The organism is Chromohalobacter canadensis (assembly GCF_034479555.1).
Lineage (GTDB): Bacteria > Pseudomonadota > Gammaproteobacteria > Pseudomonadales > Halomonadaceae > Chromohalobacter > Chromohalobacter canadensis.
In genome coordinates this window covers 2707315-2724213 of record NZ_CP140151.1, presented here as the reverse complement: position 1 = coordinate 2724213, position 16899 = coordinate 2707315, and the positions used below count along the sequence as shown (strand labels likewise).

Here is a 16899-nt window from a genome sequence, read left to right as displayed (position 1 = left end):
GCATGCCGGAAACGCTCGATCTCCCCGCCGGCTGTCAGGACTGGCAGCAGGCGTGGCCCTGGCCGCATACGCTACCCCATGTCGCCTGGCGGGGGGTGAATTTCACGGCGGACGCGATATGCGAAGCGGCTTTTACCGAGCACGGCATCGCCCTGCCAACAGGGCTTAGCTCGGCCGTTGCCAAGCGCCGTGCGGAGTTTCTCGCCGGACGCCTGTGCGCTCGCGATGCCCTGCGCGCCGTGACGGGCCATGCCGAGGTACCAGGAATCGCGGAGACACGGGCGCCTTGCTGGCCAGCGGGCACGGTCGGAAGCATTACGCACAGTGCCGGTTTCGCCGCCGCCCTGGCGGCGCCGGCTCGCCATTGGCAGGGGCTGGGGCTGGATGCCGAAACACTGATGCCGGCGGCACGCGCGACGCGTCTCTCGCCGCAGATTCTCACACCCCGGGAACGCGACTGGCGCGACCGGCTCCCCGCCGAGGAGCAGGCAATGTTCACCACCCTGGTCTTCTCCTGCAAGGAAAGCCTGTTCAAGGCACTGTTCCCGCTAGTGCAGCGACGCTTTTACTTTCAGGATGCCGAACTCGCGAACTGGCAACCCGAAGAAGGCCGCGTCACGCTTCGTCTTCTCACCACGCTCGCCCCTGACTGGCCCGCCGGCACGCCGTGCCATGGCCAGTACGTGGCGGATCCACGCCGACTCTTGAGTGTGATCGCGCTGCCGTTCTAGGCAGACTCTTTGCTATTCGGATCATGGCGCCTGATCCCTGGACGGCCCGCTCCTCTGAGGGGCCCCTCCAATACGCTCACCCCGCGTCATGACGGGGCAAGGAGTTTTGATAACCGTTCTTATTTGAATTACGATTGCGCCCTATGCTTTCTCCCGCTTGGGGTCCACCTGATGTTCAACGTCGACGCTGCCAGCTTCGAGGTCAACGGCCAGTGCCTATTGCAACCCACCGACCTCACTTTCGAGGAAGGCAAGGTGTATGGGCTGATTGGCCATAACGGCTCGGGCAAGTCGACCCTGCTCAAGCTTCTCGCGCAACAACAAGCCCCCAGCCGAGGCGGCATTCGCCTCGACAAGCGTCCACTCGCCGATTGGGGCACGCGTGAATTCGCCCGCCACGTGGCGTATCTGCCCCAACACCTGCCCAGCGCCGATAACCTCACCGGCCGCGAGCTGGTGGGCTTCGGGCGCTATCCCTGGCATGGCCTTCTGGGGCGTCTCAACGGTAAAGACAAGACGCAGATCGATCGTGCCATCGCGCTCACCCATACCGAAGCCTTCGCCGACCGCTTGGTCGACACGCTTTCCGGCGGCGAGCGCCAGCGCGTGTGGTTGGCGATGCTGCTCGCCCAGGAAAGCCGCTTCCTGCTGTTGGACGAACCCCTGGCGGCGCTGGACATCGCCCATCAGGTGGAAGTGCTGGCCTTGGTGCGATCACTGTGTCGTGAGCTGGGGCTAGGCGTCGTCATCGTCCTTCACGACGTCAACATGGCAGCGCGTTACTGCGATCATCTGATCGCCCTGCACAGCGGGCAAGTGCTTGCCCAAGGCGCGCCCAGTGACTTGATGTGCGATGCCACTCTGGAAGCCATCTACGGCATCCCCATGCGGGTCATGTCCCACCCCGGCGGCGAGCACCCCATCGCCGTGCTGCATTGATGGAGTCGCTGTGACGCCGTTGTCGATGCGCGGAGACGCTCTCCGCTTTCATTTCCTTGCCTTGGCGTTGCTGGTGCTTCTCGCCGGGCCGCATACCACCAGCGCCGCTGAAACGCCGCGTATCGCCACCGTCGACTGGACCATCGCCGAAACGCTGCTGGCACTCGGCGTGACGCCCGTGGGCGTGGCGCAAACGGATGCCTACCGCGAATGGGTAGGCGCACCGCCGCTGCCCGACGAAGTGGCCGATATCGGACTGCGTGCGCAACCCAATCGTGAACTGCTGGCCCAGCTCGCGCCCGACCGTATTCTGCTCTCGCCGATGTTCAGCACCCTGTCACCTAGCCTCGAACGCATCGCCCCGACCGACACCGTCGCGCTCTATAGCCCCGGCAGCGATCTGTGGACGCGGCTGAAAAGTGCCACCCGCGAGATCGGCGCCATTGCCAACCGCAAGGCGGAGGCGGACACGCTGCTCGCCTGGCTGGACGCTCACCTCGCGCTCTTGCGGCACACGCTCGCTAGCCGGGAGATCGACGACCGGCCCTTGCTCGTCGTGCAGTTCGTCGACGACCGTCATGTGCGCGTGTTCGGCGAAAATAGCCTCTATAACGCTGTCATGCAGCGCCTGGGCCTGGAAAACGCCTGGCAGGACAACACCAATTACTGGGGATTCTCCACCGTGGGATTGGAAACATTGGCCAAGCTCGATGATGCACGCCTGGTCGTGATCGAGCCGCTACCCGTCGGCGTCGAAGAGCGCCTCGAATCGAGCGCTCTGTGGCAACACTTGCCGTCCGTACGTCGCGACGACGTGCTCACGCTGCCACCGGTATGGAGTTTCGGCGGCGCCCCCTCCGCAGCACGCTTCGCCGATCATCTTAGCCAGACGCTCATCGACGCGGCCGCAACACCGCCGACCCGTGAGACGCCTGATGAGTGACTGGATCTCCCGTTCCTTGCCGTTCCCGCATTTCGTGCTGACCCCTGCGCGTCTCTGCACACTGCTCGCGCTGGTGTGTCTTGCTCTGAGCGGTCTCTCACTCGCAACGCAACTGCCCGTCGCGCAGTGGGCGCAGGCACTGTTCGCCCCCGACGAAGGCAACATCGACCAGCTGCTGACGCACTACAGCTGGCTGCCACGCTGGACGATCGCCCTGCTGGCCGGTGGCGCCCTGGGCATCGCCGGGGTCTTGATGCAGCAAGTGCTACGCAACCCCCTGGCCGCGCCCACGACTCTTGGCGTCGCGACGGGGGCACAACTTGCCTTGCTGCTCGCCACGCTGTTCGCGCCGGGGCTGCTCGTTCTCGGCCGCGAATGGGTGGCTCTGGTGGGCGGCGGTCTGGCCATGGGGCTGGTGTTTGCCCTGGCGTGGCGACGCGGCCTCGCGCCCATGGTGGTGGTACTCGCCGGATTGGTGGTCAATCTTTACCTGGGCGCGGTCAGCACCACGCTGATCCTCTTTCACCAGGAAGAGTTGCGCGGCTTGATGGTGTGGGGCGCGGGGTCGCTCTCGCAAAACAGCTGGGACGGCGTGCTCTATCTGCTCCCGCGCCTGGCCATCGCGCTGGTGCTGGCCGGGCTCATGCTGCGCCCACTGGCGATTCTCGAGCTCGACGACGTCAACGCCCGCAGCCTGGGTGTCTCGCTCAAGCATCTGCGTCTGCTGAGCCTGGGGCTGGCAGTCTTCATCACCGCCTGCGTGGTCAGCGTGATCGGCATCATTGGTTTCATCGGCCTGGCGGCACCGGCCATCGTCCGCCTGCTGGGCGCGCGCACGCTGCCCCAGCGCTTGCTATGGGCGCCGATATTGGGCGCCTTGTTGCTGACCACGACCGACCAACTCCTGCAGCGGTTTTCCGGCGCGCTACCGACCATGATCCCCACTGGCGCGACGACCGCCGCCCTGGGTGCACCGCTGCTGTTATGGCTGATCCCGCGTCTCAAGCTGGGGGGCGACCGTCCGCATACCGCACCCATGCTGACGGCGCCGCGTCGTCGGCATCCCGGCCGCTTGCTGATGGTGTTGGGGCTGGCACTCACGGTCGCGCTCGCGGCCTCTCTGTTGCTCGGCCAGAATAGCGAGGGATGGGCCTGGCCCTCGTGGGCAATTTGGCAAGCCACACATGAATGGCGCTTGCCGCGCACGCTGGCGGCGGCGGGTGCCGGCACGCTATTGGCCTTGGCCGGGACCTTGATTCAACGCGTGACCGGCAACCCCATGGCCAGTCCGGAAGTCGTGGGGATCAGCGGCGGTACCGCCATCGGCCTGATCGGCGTGGTGCTGTTCGTGCCGGGCGTAGGCCTGCCAGTGCTACTGCTCGCCGGCACCCTGAGCGCATTGGCAACGTTAGGCGTGCTGCTACTGATCAACCGCCGCAGCGGTTTCCAGCCGGAGCGCGTGCTGTTGACGGGCATCGCCATCACCGCGCTGTTCGACCCGCTGCGCAGCATCGTGCTGGCCAACGGCGACCCTCGCACGCAGCAGCTTCTGGCCTGGATGTCGGGCTCGACCTATTACGTCGACACCACTTTGGCCATCGTCGTAGTAGCAAGCGCCGTGATATTAACGCTGGCGATGCAATGCCTGTCACGCTGGCTGGACCTGTTGCCGATGGGCAACTCCAGCGCCCGCTCGCTGGGCGTCAACGTCGACCGAGCGCGCCTCGCCCTGCTGGGGATCGTCGCCCTGCTCACCGCCGCTGCCACGCTGGTGGTCGGACCGCTATCCTTCGTGGGGTTGCTCGCACCGCACATGGCACGCCTGCTGGGCGCGTCGCGGGCACGCGCCCACCTGCTCGCCGCCGCTTTGCTGGGCGCATTATTGATGGTGCTGGCCGACTGGTTGGGACGGCAGTGGCTGTTCCCCGAGGAAATCCCCGCCGGCCTGATGTCCTCGCTGCTCGGTGGCGCCTACTTCATGTGGTCGTTGAGGAAGCTGTAGGGGCAAGATGGAAGATGGAAGATGGAAGATGGAAGACAATAGTACCGGCACATGAAGTATGACGATCAAGAAAAAATGGCCCGGGATTCCCCGGGCCATTTTTTACATTTTACTTGTGACTTCTTATAACTTTCCGCTTACCAGCGATAATTGAGGCTGCCGATCACGCTACGCGACTCGCCGTAGTAGCACCAAGAATCACACCCGCGAATATAATCCTTGTCCGTCAGGTTGGTGACGTTGACCTGTGCCGTCCACGCGGAGTTGATCTCGTAGCTGGCCATGGCGTCGTACACAGTATAAGAAGAGACTTCATCGTCACTATTGGGGTCGGCGTTGACGCTCTCGCCCACGTAACGCGCCCCGGCACCGACATCCAGCCCCTGCAGGGCGCCACCCTCGAAGCCATAGTCTAGCCATAGCGAGGCCTCGTGACGAGGTGTCAAACCGGCGCGGAACTCACCACGCTCGGGATCTTCGATAGTCGTATCCAGATAGGTATAAGAAGCCGTCAGCTGTAGCTGTTCGGTCAGATATCCTACACCTTCTAGTTCGAAACCTTGTGAATGACGTTCACCGCCTTGCGATTGGATGAACTGATCATTTGTATATAAAGTATTGGTTTCCTTGAGATCGAACACGGCGGCGGTCATGTAACCATCCAGCCAATCGGGCGTGTACTTGACCCCGGCTTCCCATTGTTCGCCCTCGCTGGGTTCGTAGGCCTGTCCATCCGGCCCGCGCCCGACTTGCGGACTGAACGATTCGCTGTAGCTGAGGTAAGGCGAGACTCCGTAATCGCCGAGATACATCACGCCGCCGCTGAACGACAGCTGGTTCTCGGTTTCATCGTAATCCGCTGCACTGGGATCGTCACTGTAGCTTTCCACGCTAGCCGAGTCGTGGCGCACGCCACCCAGCAGGATCCAGCGCTCTCCCAGGCGTAGCTGATCCTGTATGTAGACGCCGATCTGCTCTTTTTTCTCTTCGGCATGATACTGCAAGGTGCCAGGCGAATAATTGCCGTACTCAGGATCGAAAACATCGAAGCCTGCGAAATCCCCTGTACCATCACCGTTCTGATAATCGACATCAAAGTGCTGGTAATCGACCCCCAACAATAGCGTATTTTCGGTATTCTCGGTAAACCACTTACCTACCAGGCGATTATCCGCGGTAAAAGAATCGTAACTACCATCGCGATATGTCAGGTAACGGCCCACCGTGCGGCCGTCCGTATTGAGCGTGGTAAAAGGTGAGAGCGAGCGCAGTAGCAGATCCATACTGTTGTAGCGCAGATTCTGCTGGAACTGCCACGTGTCGTCGATATCGTGCTCGAGCTCGTAGCCTAGGGAAATCTGCTCGCGTTCCTGACGCTCGTAATCTGGCTCTCCCAGGTTGGTTTCGCGGTCGATATGCCCGAATTCGGTGCCTTCCAACGAACCACCCACCGGCCGAAAGCCCTTGCTGGGGGTCCCGTGGTCCTTCATGTAGCTGGCCAGGAACGTCACGGTGGTATCGTCAGAGAGATCCACCGCTAGGCTCGGGGCCAGATATACCCGCTGATTGTCAGTGTGATCCAGTTCGCCATCGCCCTCGCGGAAGAGCCCCACCATGCGATAGCGCATGTTGTCGGTGCCGGCAACCGGGCCAGAGGTGTCGATCCCAACCTGGCGATGATCCTTGTTGCCTCCCTGGATCTCGAACTGCCCCTGCTTTTCGTCGGTGGGCCGCTTGCTGATCGCGTTAACCACACCACCGGGAGGCGCTTCGCCGTAGAGAATCGAGGCCGGCCCCTTGAGCAGATCGACGCGCTCCAGGCCGAAGGGCTCGGTCACCCACCAGAAGTAGCCACCCTCACGAAAAAGGCGTAGTCCATCCTGGTAGGTCGAATCTTCGCCACTGAAACCGCGGATGTTGAACCAATCGACGCCGTTGTCGCTGCCATAAGGCGCTGACTGCACCCCACTGCGATAGCGGAAGGTCTCGTCATAACTATTGACGGCGCGCTTGTCGAGTTCGTCACGCCCCACCTGGGATACGGCACGCGGGGTTTCCATGGGCGGTGTGGCAACCTTCAACGCCGTCGCGGTGACGACCACCGTATCGCTCTGTGCGGCGTTGTCTTGTGCCTGCGCCGCCAGCGGGCAGCCGAGCAGTAATGTTGCCATGGCCAGGCAGCGTGCCGGGGACGACAGCACGTTGATCGGCAGCGACGGGGAGAAGGAGCGGGACATGAGGTTTCCTTGTGACATTTTATTAGCAAACGGCCGGGAGCACGCGTAAAGCAAAGTCTATCGCACATGATAAGAATTGTGATTTGTTTTCACAATGGCGAGCGTTCAACGCTGTCACCTCCTCCCCATCACTCGTTGCCTGATGTGTCTTCGAGCCGTGCCACGGCGTCGCGGCTAAGGCTTTCGAAATCTCTCCCAGAGAAAACGTGGCATGACGCCCCTGCCCCTGCCCCTGCCCCTGCCCAGATCATGCGATGCACCGACATTGCAAATAAAAAGAATTATCATTATCTTTAGCGTTCAAGGCCTATAACAGCAAAAATCACCACATCAAATCCGGCAAGGGATATCGATTTACCATGCAAGCCTTCCAACGACCACGCCATAAGAAACTCTCGCTACTCCCATTGGTGCTCGTCTCTGCTCTACCAGCCACGGCGCTGGCTCAAACCTCAACGAGCTCGGAATCGCAAGATGCCAACGACCATGGGCTGGACCCGCTGGTCATCACCGCCACCCGCAATCAAAGTCGCGAAGATGAGACCCCGCAGAAGGTCACTATCATTACCCGCGAGCAAATCGAGCAGCAACTGGCGATCACCCAGGACCCCAGTCAGGTACTCAGTAACTTGATCCCTTCCTACTCGCCCAGCCGCCAGAAGCTCAACAATACCGGCGAGACCTTCCGCGGTCGTTCGGCCCTTTTCATGATCGACGGCGTCCCTCAGTCCAATCCGCTGCGCGACGGGGGAAGAGATAGTTACACCATCGATCTTTCCATGGTCGAGCGTATCGAAGTCATATACGGCGCCAGCGCCGAGCACGGTCTGGGTGCGACCGGCGGTATCATCAACTACGTGACCAAGCGCCCCGAAGGCGCCGGGGTAAGCCAGCATGTCGGCGTCAGCTTGACCAGTGACGACGATTTCGAGTCGGAAGGTTTCGGCCACAAACTGGACTACCGTCTCAGCGGCCAGACCCGCGATTGGGACTACATGGTCGCCGCTAGCCGCCAAAAACGCGGTGTCTTCTACGATGGCAACGACGAGATCGTCGGCATGGCCTACCATGGCGAGATCCAGAACTCCGAAAGCTACGACCTGATGGCCAAGGCGGCCTACTGGATCGACGACGATCAGAACATCGAACTCTCCCTCAATCATTACGACCTCGACGTCGGCGACGATTACGTGCCGGTGTCCGGTGATCGCGATAAAGGCGTACCGACTACGGCCAAAAAAGGCAACCCCGCTAACGACCCAGGCTATAATAGGGTCACCACCGCCCGGCTGGCCTACTCGAACAGAGACTGGCTAGGCAACGAGCTGGATGCCCAACTCTACACCCAGCGTTTCCGCGCCCAGTTTGGTACCACTGGCCTCGGCTCCTTCCCTTACCAGGACGACGCGGGCAATACCCGCTACGATCACACACGCAACGAGTCCGACAAGATCGGTGCCAAGTTCACCCTGAGCCGCGACGGCCTGCTCGACGACCGCCTCAAGCTGACCACGGGTCTCGACCTGCTGCAGGACGAGACCCAACAGGTGCTGGTCCAGACCGACCGCAACTATGTGCCCGAGAGCCGGTTCCGCAACTATGCGGTCTTCCTGCAAGGGGACTACGACCTGACCCAAGCTCTGAGCCTGCATGCCGGGGCTCGCCAGGAGCATGCTACGCTAAACGTCGACGATTACTCGACGGTAGACCGTAGTACCAGTGTCGAAAACGACCTAGTCTCGGTAGGTGGCGGCAACCCCAGTTTCGACGAAACCTTGTTCAATGCCGGTATCGTCTATCAAGCCACCGACTGGGCCCAGCTCTACGCCAACTACTCCGAGGGATTTGGCATGCCCGACGTGGGCCGAGTGCTGCGCGGTGTCAGCGAGCCCGGCCAGGACGCCGACACCCTAGTCGACCTCTCCCCCATCGTCACCGACAATCGCGAGATCGGGGCGCGCTTCGACTGGGACCGCTACGGGCTCGAGCTGAGTTATTATGAGTCGAATTCCGACCTTGGCCAACGCATCGAACCCGATGCCCAGAACAACTACCGGGTCAAGCGAGAGAAGACCGAGATCCAGGGCTATGAGATCACCGGCGATGCCCAGGTGAATGACGCCCACAACCTGCGGCTTTCCTATACGCACACTGAGGGTAAATCGGATACCGACGGTGACGGCAGCGTGGATACCAAGCTGACGGGCCGAGACCTTGCCCCGGACACCCTCAAGTTCGCCTGGAGCGCGGCCTGGAACGAAAAGCTCTCATCCTACCTGCAGTACAGCTACTACCGTGACCGCAGCTTCGACGATCCCGAGCTCGAATTCGACGGCTACGGCCTGATCGACGCCTCCCTGGCCTACCGTCTTCCCATAGGCCGTGCCAGCCTGGGGGTGGAGAACCTCGCCGACAAGGACTACTTCACCTACTACTCACAATCGTTCCCCCAAGGGGAGGCTCTTGAAGACGACCTTTACTTCAAGGGCCGGGGACGTACTTTCACCCTGAGCTATCAGCTCGACTTCTAAGCACAGACATCTGACCGATCTGGCTTTTTGAGCGGCGCCTCCATGGCGCCGCTTTTCGTGTATCTCGAGGCCAATCGCAATTGATAATGTTTTGCATTAAATTTTGCATCGTGTCATTATTTTGCTCCATGATGCATTCCTCATTGGCGTCATGCTTAGGCGATGCCTTCTGTGCTCTCATCAAGTGAGTATCCATGCCGCATGCTACCCGGCATGGCGGAAAGGTGCTGATCAGTGTGCTGCTGGGTACCTTTACCGTCAGCCTCAACAACAGCGCCCTGAATCTTGCCGTGGCCGAATTGATGACCACCTTCGATGCCAGCGCCACGGAAGTCAGTTGGGTGGTAACGCTGTTCATGATCACCATGGGCATGACCATGCCACTCACTGGCTATCTCGCTGACCGCTTCGGTCGTAAGCACGTTTACCTATTAGGTTTGTGGGGATTTCTGGCCGGCTCGGCGCTCGGTGCCATGGCCCAGAGCCTGGCTGGCATCATCCTCGCGCGAGGGTTGCAAGGTGTGGCAGCGGGGCTGATGATCCCTCTTTCTCTGTCACTGATCTTCTCCGCCTACCCCAGCGACCAGCGCGGCCGCGCTAGCGGGATATGGGGTTTCGCGGTGATGATCGCTCCAGCCATCGGCCCCAGCGTCGGCGGGCTGCTGCTAGAGATCAGCCACTGGCGGGCATTGTTCCTGATGAACATGCCGTTTGCGCTGTTGGGGCTGCTGTGCAGCTATCGTTATCTTCCCACGGAGCCGACCGATCATCGACGTCGGTTCGACCTGCCCGGCTTCGTGCTGATCACCCTGGGGATGGGCACAGTGCTATTTTCCCTAAGCCGGGTGGAGACACTGATGGATCTCTTGCGCATCGAGGCCGTGCTGACGCTCGCGGTCGGCCTGCTGGCATTAGTGCTCTTCGTGCGCGTCGAGCGGCATGCCGATACGCCTTTGCTCGACCTCTCACTGTTTTCCCATCGCGGGTATCGGCTCAGCGTCATCCTGGCTTGCCTGCAGTCGATCATCCTGTTCGGCTGCATCCTGTTGGTGCCGCTATGGATGCAGAATGCGCTGGGATTCGGCCCCCTGACCACGGGGCTGGTGTTTCTGGCCACCGCACTGGCTGCCGCTGCCTGCTCGCCCATCGCGGGGCGTCTGATCGACCGCTACCCACCACAGTGGTGCCTCGGCATCGGGCTAATGATCACCATGATAAGCCTGGTGGGACTTGCCACGCTGACGAAGGCCACGCCCGTGTGGATGATCGGCGCCTGGATGGGCCTGCGCGGCCTCGGCCTAGGCTGTGCCTATCTGCCCTCCACCACGGTGGGCATGAAGGAGCTGCCCGAGGCCAGCGTCGCCCAGGCCTCGGCCATGAACAATATGTCCCGGCGCCTGATTTCTTCGCTCGGCATCGTCACGCTTTCTATCTACTACGACACGACCGTGCAAGCCGCGCTGGGTCGGGGCATTCCCTATACCGAGGCGAGCGCCTCCGCACTGCACCATGCGTTCCTGGCACTGGCGGCGGTCGCCGCGTGCTGCCTGCCGCTGGCCTGGCGACTCGGCCACGCCGTGACACGACACGACTCTGTGTCGCCAGGCGACGTGTCATCGTCTGCTCGCGCCCCCGATTCCCCCCTGAAGACCGCATCCGCCAGGAGGCCGGAATGAAAACTCACACCCGAAGCTGGCGACTATGTCTGGCCGCCCTGCTGGTATCCCTCATGCCCTGGGCGGCCACCGCCCTCGCCGCCGACGGCCAGGACATGCGCACCGTCACCAATGCGTTCGGCGACACCCACGTTCCCGCCACGACGCAGCGCATCGTCACCCTTTACCAGGGCGCGACGGACAGCGCAGTGGCACTGGGCATCACGCCAGTCGGCGTCGTCGACTCCTGGCTGGAAAAACCCATGTATCGCTACTTGCGTGATGCCCTCGGCGGCGTGGAACACGTCGGCCTGGAGACCCAACCCAACCTGGAGAAGGTCGCCTGGCTGAAACCCGACCTGATCGTGGCCACGCGCTTTCGCCACGAGCGGGTTCGGCCACTGCTGGAAAAAATCGCGCCGACGGTCGCTACAGACACCGTCTTCGACTTCAAGGCTACCCTGAGGCTGATCGCCGAAGCCACGGGCCGAGAAGCCCGCGCCCGCGAGCTGTTGCGGAACTGGGACGCACGCGTGGCGGACTTCCGCCAAAGAATCGCCGACACGCTGGGCGACGCCTGGCCGCAAAAGGCCGCCGTGGTTCGCTTCAAGAGCGACCATGTACGCATCTACTCCACGGGCTTCGCCGGTTCCATCCTGAATGAGCTGGGTTTCGAGCAACCCAGTTCCCTGCACGACCAGGACTGGGGGATGAAGCTGACCAGTGAGGAAAACATCCCGGTCATGAATGCCGACGTGATCTTCGTGCTCCTGGAACCTAACGATCCAGCCATCATGCGCAACTATCGTCACTGGACCTCCCATCCTCTCTGGAAACGACTGGATGCCGTGCAAGACGACCGTGTCTTCGAGGTGGACCCAGTGGACTGGATCATGGGCGGGGGCATCCTGGCCGCCAATGCCATGCTGGATGATCTATACGCCCATTACGGGCTGGATGGTCCTGGTGATCCCACGACGCCCGCCGCTACCTGCACCGAGGAAACGTCCACGAAGTCTCGCGCCCACGACGAGGAGTCGAGCGCATGCTGAATCATCGTGCTTCCCGAATTGCGGGGCTCTTGCTGAGCCTGGTACTGGTCGCGACGGCCTTCGCAGCAAGCGTCATGCTGGGCACCACGGATATCGCCCCGCCGACCTTTGTCCAAGCACTGGTGCAATACGACCCCACTCGGGTCGCGCATATCATCATTGTCACGGAACGCCTGCCACGCGCTGTCATTGCCGCCTTGGTCGGCGCGAGCCTGGCCATCGCCGGCGCTCTGATGCAGACCGTGACCCGCAACCCCCTCGCCTCGCCGGGTATCCTGGGGATCAACGCCGGGGCGATGTTCTTCGTAGTAGTCGCAGTCTCGCTGCTGCCCCTGCATACTCCGGCCGAGTACGTCTGGGCGGCGCTGCTGGGCGCCCTGGTAGCGGCCTGCCTGGTAGTCATGCTGAGTCGCGGTCGCCAGGGGGAGCTTTCGTCGTTGCGGGTCGTGCTGGCAGGCGTGGCCGTCACGGCCATGTTCGTCTCGTTTAGCCAAGGCCTGCTGATCGTCGACCAACAGAGCTTCGAAAGCGTGCTGTACTGGCTGGCCGGTTCCGTGTCCGGGCGCGAGCTGTCGGTAGTGATGCCTCTGCTGCCGCTCTTCGGCATCGCCCTGCTGCTATGCATACTGCTGGTCCGCCACGCCAATGCCTTGATGTTAGGCGATGACATGGTCAAAGGCCTGGGTATGCGCGCCGGCACCATCAAGCTACTGCTTGGTCTGGTGGTGATCCTGCTCGCCGGCAGTTCGGTCGCGCTCGCCGGCATGATCGGTTTCGTCGGTCTCATCGTGCCGCACATGGCGCGAGGCCTCTTCGGCGTCGACCATCGCTGGCTACTGCCAGCCTGTGCCCTGCTGGGAGCAAGCCTTTTGTTGCTGGCCGATGTGGCCTCGCGCTTTCTGATGCCACCTCAGGATGTCCCGGTAGGGGTGATGACCGCCCTGATCGGCACCCCCTTCTTCATCTACCTGGCGCGCAGGAAGCAGATCTGACCATGACGCATTCCGCCTCCCTGCCACAGCAAGGCAACGACACCGCCGCCAGCCACACGACCCGCCCGGTACTCCTCAGTGCCCTGCTCGCTCTGGTACTGCTGGCCAGCATGGGGCTGTCGCTGAGCCTGGGCAGCTTCCCCACCTCGTTCGGCCAGGTGGTGCACGCGCTGGCCGCACCGCAGGACAGCGACATCACCTTCATCGTCTGGGAACTGCGCCTGCCGCGCATCCTGCTTGCCGTGTTGGTGGGGGCGGCCCTGGCCGTGGCCGGCGCCATCCTTCAAGGCATCGTGCGCAACCCGCTGGCTTCTCCGGACGTCATCGGCATCACCAGCGGCGCCGCCATGGCCGCAGTGACTTTCCTGGCACTGTTCGGTACCGGCCTGAGTATCCATTGGCTTCCGGCCGCCGCACTGCTCGGCGCGCTGCTTTCCGCGGTGCTGGTATTCTCGCTGGCCTGGAAGCGTGGCATCACGCCCTCACGTATGGTGCTGGTCGGCATCGGGCTCTCCGCGGCAATGGGGGCCGTGACCACCCTGTTGATCGTGATCAGCGACGATGCCGCCGCCATGGTCGCCTATGTGTGGTTGACCGGTAGCCTCTACGCCGCCCAGTGGCAAGATGTCTTCGGCATGCTGCCGTGGCTGCTGGTCGCCGTTCCGCTGTGCCTCACCCTGGCACGCCACATGGATGCCATGGCGCTGGGAGACTCGGTGGCCCAGGGGCTGGGCGTGAACGTGTTGCAAAGTCGGCTGGTACTGATGGCCTGCAGCGTGGCGCTGGCGGGGGCGGCGGTGGCCTTCGCCGGGGGGCTCAGTTTCGTGGGCCTGATCGCCCCTCATATCGCCGCCCGCCTGGTGGGCCGGGGATTTGCCCGGCTAGTGCCCGTCACCGCCCTGGTCGGGGCCCTGATCGTGCTCTACGCCGACCTGCTGGGCCGCGTGGCTTTCCTGCCCAAGGACCTGCCCGCCGGCATCTTCGTCTCGGGGGTCGGCGCGCCCTTCTTCGTCTACCTGTTGCATCGGACGCGCTACCACCGTCAATGACGGCCCGCGCTTGTTCCCTTTCATTGTGTATCATTACACTCAAGGCAATATCCATGTTCCATATCGCCCCTCGACAGGACCCCTTCACGGCACAGCAACGGCAACGTTACCAAACGCTTGCCACATCTACCCTTGGCCATATCACCGACTTCGGCGCCATCACCTCGCTCTCGCCGCTGAAGCGCCCGGTGAGGCTGCTGGGAACGGCGCTGACGGTCAGGATTCCCCACCTCGACGGCAGCATCATCCGTGAGGCGCTAAAGATGGCCTGCCCGGGCGACGTGCTGGTGATCGACGTATCCGGTGACCAGCGGCGTGCCTGCTGGGGTGAATTTCGCGCCTACGCGGCACTGCGCAAGCAGCTCGCAGGCATCGTCACCAACGGTGCCATCACCGACCGGGATGCTCTATGCAGGCTGGACCTGCCCACCTATGCGCGAACGACCAGCCCCCTGACCACACGGGCGCTGGAGCTGGAAGGCGAGATCAACACACCCGTCGCCATCGACGGCACCGCGATCAGCCCGGGCGACCTGGTCGTCGGTGACGACGACGGGCTCTTCGTCATCCCGGTGCATCATGCCGATGCCCTGGCTGACGCCGCCGAGGCCAAACAAGCCCGAGAGGCGGAAAAGCGTAACGCCCTGGCAGCCGAGTTCCCCGAATGGTTTCGCTAAGCGCGCTTCCCCGTAAAAACACCACCCACACGAAAACACCGCCCAAGGCTATCTCGGGCGGTGTTCGTCGTCGGTTGCTGTCCGTCTCAGGCCTCGATCAGCGTCTCGGTGGGCAGACCGAGGCGCATGAAGGGATTACAGGTCGAGCTACTGGCAAAGGGCATGCTGCCCGGCCCGCCGGCACGCTCGATGATCGGCGCGATGAGACGCTTATAGGGCCACTGTGGGCTCTCGAAGAGCTGCTCATTGAGCATGGCGCGATCGCGAGTATCGAAGGGAACCGTCTCGATCACAGCCGCTAGGCACGCCGCCATTTGCCTCCACAGCTCATGACTCGAAACACCGTAGTGATCCCCCAGTGTGTCGATGATTGCGCGCAGGTTGACCTGGATCGCCAGCGTCTGCAGCCAGAATAGCAAGGCCTCGAGGCTGTCGTGATAAAGGGTGTTGGCGTGGCCGGGCTTGATGCAGTAGCACGGGTCCTGCATGCCGTGCTGCTCGAGACGCGCGACGTTGATCCTCAACGAGTCGTGGTCACGTAGCAGCAGGCCGTGACACTGCCCCTTCTTGAAGACCAGTACCGCATTCTGGCCATGCACTTCCGCCAGCATTCCGAGCCGGAACATGCGCAGGTTGATGTCGAAGAAGGTGTCGCACAGCTCGCCGAAGAGTGCCTGCACCGAGGCGGCGCTGGCCGCCATCCCGCGCTGCGCCAGCCAGTCGTCGAACAGGTGGTGCTCGCCACCCGGCAGCGGCGTCCCCAGGGTGGCCATGGGCACCAGACGCACGTCCGGGTCTGCCAGCAACGCATCGGGATAACTGCGCACCATGGCGGACAGATGCCGTGGGGCTTCGTCGAACAGCGTCGCCTCCTTCGGCATGTAAGCCCACCACTTGCTCTCGTCGCACAGGTAAAGCGCCTCGGCGAGCCGGGGGTCTTTTTCCCTGGCCTGGTGAAGCAGGCGGGCACTGAGGTCGCCATTGAGCATCTTGACTGCCGGCAGGTAGCGCGAGGCGCCCAGCGAATGGATGGCCATCGGCAGTTTCAGAAAATGCGGACTCGCCGTGGTCGGGGCCAACGAGCGCAGTGAAGAGGTCGCAAGCCAGGGTTCGGTGAGCGTCTCCAGCGTGACACAGCCTCCCGCCGCGAAGGCCACTTCCAGCCAGTGGAGCAACGCATGCTCATGCTGCCAGGGATGCACGGGGATGGCGACGTGGGTCCGGGCCAGCCCTCGCGAGGCCATCTCCTGCTCGAGCACCCGTCGGCCCTCGTCACCGGCGAGCCACCGCACCGGCTCGGGGCAAGCCTCGTCGACGCCGTCGCCGGTCATCACCCGGTCACGGGCCATCGCGACCCAGCGCAGCGTGATGAGGGCATTGAACTCGGCCATGTAGGCACGATATTCGCTCTCGCTGAGCCCCTGCTTGGCCTTCGCCGTAGGGTGATAGGGCCGGTCGAGCAACGATGCCCACTGTTCCATGATCGCAAAATGCTTGGCCGTATCGCGAGCCAGCAGGTCACGCGTTTCCACCCGGTGTGCCACGGAGCTTTCCGCCTGCCAGCAGCTGTCGGCAAGTGCCCGGAGAAACACTTGCTGTCCCTGCCCTAGGGTCGATTCGTCGTCTTGCGTCATGACGCCGAAGACGCGGCGCATGAAGGCGACAGGGTCGAGCGACGCCCACTCCCCGCTCTCGTGATACCTCACGATCACCGGGGTCTGCGGTACCTTCTCCCACGCCTGGGCGATGCCTGGCCGCAACAGCATGACCACGCTGTGATGATTGTCCTGCGGCCAGTGCCAGAACCACTGCGGAAGGGTGCCGCAATGAGCTGGCAGCAAATGCGCGTGGAACGCCGCGAGGCGGGTGAGCCCATCATCGGCCTCGGTGGCACTCAGCCAGGCCGCGCCCAGGCTATCCAGCAGGCCCTCGACCAGCAGGCCATCCACCAGCGACTGCATGATCTGCGCCTGGGCGTATTGCTTGGCATCGAGAGTGTCCATGGTCGTGCGCTCCATCACCGTGTCGGTACTGGCGAGCGAGGCGTCCTCGCCCGCCCGATTCGAAGGAAAGGAAGAATTCACTGTCGGT

Annotated in this window: 12 protein-coding genes; 10 read left to right on the top strand and 2 right to left on the bottom strand. The window is 62.7% G+C overall.

What is annotated here, in order from left to right; all coding sequences use genetic code 11:
• The first annotated feature begins 2 nt into the window (after positions 1-2).
• The 4 genes from SR908_RS12820 to fhuB all read left to right on the top strand — a co-directional run bounded on the left by SR908_RS12820 (position 3) and on the right by fhuB (position 4615).
• Positions 3-731, top strand: coding sequence for a 4'-phosphopantetheinyl transferase family protein (locus tag SR908_RS12820; RefSeq protein WP_246921821.1), 729 nt, complete (start codon positions 3-5; stop codon positions 729-731).
• A 171-nt stretch (positions 732-902) separates the two neighbouring features.
• Positions 903-1670: an ATP-binding cassette domain-containing protein gene (locus tag SR908_RS12815; protein ID WP_246921819.1), complete on the top strand. Its 768-nt coding sequence runs from the start codon at positions 903-905 to the stop codon at positions 1668-1670.
• A 10-nt stretch (positions 1671-1680) separates the two neighbouring features.
• The gene (locus SR908_RS12810) at positions 1681-2613 is read left to right on the top strand and encodes an ABC transporter substrate-binding protein (protein ID WP_246921816.1); all 933 of its coding nucleotides are present in this window, start codon (positions 1681-1683) and stop codon (positions 2611-2613) included.
• On the top strand, positions 2606-4615 hold the full coding sequence (gene fhuB, locus SR908_RS12805) for a Fe(3+)-hydroxamate ABC transporter permease FhuB (RefSeq protein ID WP_246921814.1): 2010 nt from the start codon (positions 2606-2608) through the stop codon (positions 4613-4615). The genes SR908_RS12810 and fhuB overlap by 8 nt, the downstream gene beginning before the upstream one ends.
• 137 nt (positions 4616-4752) lie before the next feature.
• Here fhuB and SR908_RS12800 read toward each other — a convergent pair whose 3' ends face one another.
• On the bottom strand, positions 4753-6852 hold the full coding sequence (locus SR908_RS12800) for a TonB-dependent siderophore receptor (protein WP_246921812.1): 2100 nt from the start codon (positions 6850-6852) through the stop codon (positions 4753-4755).
• Positions 6853-7211: 359 nt separating this feature from the next.
• Here SR908_RS12800 and SR908_RS12795 point away from each other — a divergent pair, with 359 nt between their 5' ends.
• The 6 genes from SR908_RS12795 to SR908_RS12770 all read left to right on the top strand — a co-directional run bounded on the left by SR908_RS12795 (position 7212) and on the right by SR908_RS12770 (position 14808).
• Positions 7212-9383 carry a TonB-dependent receptor gene (locus SR908_RS12795; protein WP_246921810.1) on the top strand — a complete coding sequence of 724 codons (2172 nt, stop codon included), beginning with the start codon at positions 7212-7214 and terminating at the stop codon, positions 9381-9383.
• Positions 9384-9577: 194 nt separating this feature from the next.
• Entirely contained in the window at positions 9578-11059 is a 1482-nt protein-coding gene (locus tag SR908_RS12790) for a DHA2 family efflux MFS transporter permease subunit (RefSeq protein WP_246921808.1), read from the top strand.
• On the top strand, positions 11056-12090 hold the full coding sequence (locus tag SR908_RS12785; RefSeq protein ID WP_246921806.1) for an ABC transporter substrate-binding protein: 1035 nt from the start codon (positions 11056-11058) through the stop codon (positions 12088-12090). Before SR908_RS12790 ends, SR908_RS12785 begins: the two co-directional genes overlap by 4 nt.
• Complete coding sequence (locus SR908_RS12780; RefSeq protein ID WP_246921804.1) at positions 12084-13082, top strand: FecCD family ABC transporter permease; 999 nt, start codon at positions 12084-12086, stop codon at positions 13080-13082. The genes SR908_RS12785 and SR908_RS12780 overlap by 7 nt, the downstream gene beginning before the upstream one ends.
• Positions 13083-13084: 2 nt before the next feature.
• Complete coding sequence (locus tag SR908_RS12775; RefSeq protein ID WP_246921801.1) at positions 13085-14131, top strand: FecCD family ABC transporter permease; 1047 nt, start codon at positions 13085-13087, stop codon at positions 14129-14131.
• 53 nt (positions 14132-14184) lie between these two features.
• Positions 14185-14808, top strand: coding sequence for an RraA family protein (locus tag SR908_RS12770; protein WP_246921799.1), 624 nt, complete (start codon positions 14185-14187; stop codon positions 14806-14808).
• A gap of 86 nt (positions 14809-14894) precedes the next feature.
• Here the strand turns inward: SR908_RS12770 and SR908_RS12765 are convergent, their stop codons facing one another.
• Complete coding sequence (locus SR908_RS12765; RefSeq protein WP_246921797.1) at positions 14895-16892, bottom strand: IucA/IucC family protein; 1998 nt, start codon at positions 16890-16892, stop codon at positions 14895-14897.
• Positions 16893-16899 lie beyond the last annotated feature (7 nt).

Excerpts from the sequence above, each read along its gene's own strand:
- SR908_RS12815 (WP_246921819.1), top strand. The coding sequence starts at position 903 with ATGTTCAACGTCGACGCTGCCAGCTTCGAGGTCAACGGCCAGTGCCTA.
- SR908_RS12775 (WP_246921801.1), top strand. The coding sequence starts at position 13,085 with ATGACGCATTCCGCCTCCCTGCCACAGCAAGGCAACGACACCGCCGCC.
- SR908_RS12800 (WP_246921812.1), bottom strand. The coding sequence starts at position 6,852 with ATGTCCCGCTCCTTCTCCCCGTCGCTGCCGATCAACGTGCTGTCGTCC.
- SR908_RS12785 (WP_246921806.1), top strand. The coding sequence starts at position 11,056 with ATGAAAACTCACACCCGAAGCTGGCGACTATGTCTGGCCGCCCTGCTG.
- SR908_RS12795 (WP_246921810.1), top strand. The coding sequence starts at position 7,212 with ATGCAAGCCTTCCAACGACCACGCCATAAGAAACTCTCGCTACTCCCA.
- SR908_RS12790 (WP_246921808.1), top strand. The coding sequence starts at position 9,578 with ATGCCGCATGCTACCCGGCATGGCGGAAAGGTGCTGATCAGTGTGCTG.
- fhuB (WP_246921814.1), top strand. The coding sequence starts at position 2,606 with ATGAGTGACTGGATCTCCCGTTCCTTGCCGTTCCCGCATTTCGTGCTG.
- SR908_RS12820 (WP_246921821.1), top strand. The coding sequence starts at position 3 with ATGCCGGAAACGCTCGATCTCCCCGCCGGCTGTCAGGACTGGCAGCAG.
- SR908_RS12780 (WP_246921804.1), top strand. The coding sequence starts at position 12,084 with ATGCTGAATCATCGTGCTTCCCGAATTGCGGGGCTCTTGCTGAGCCTG.
- SR908_RS12770 (WP_246921799.1), top strand. The coding sequence starts at position 14,185 with ATGTTCCATATCGCCCCTCGACAGGACCCCTTCACGGCACAGCAACGG.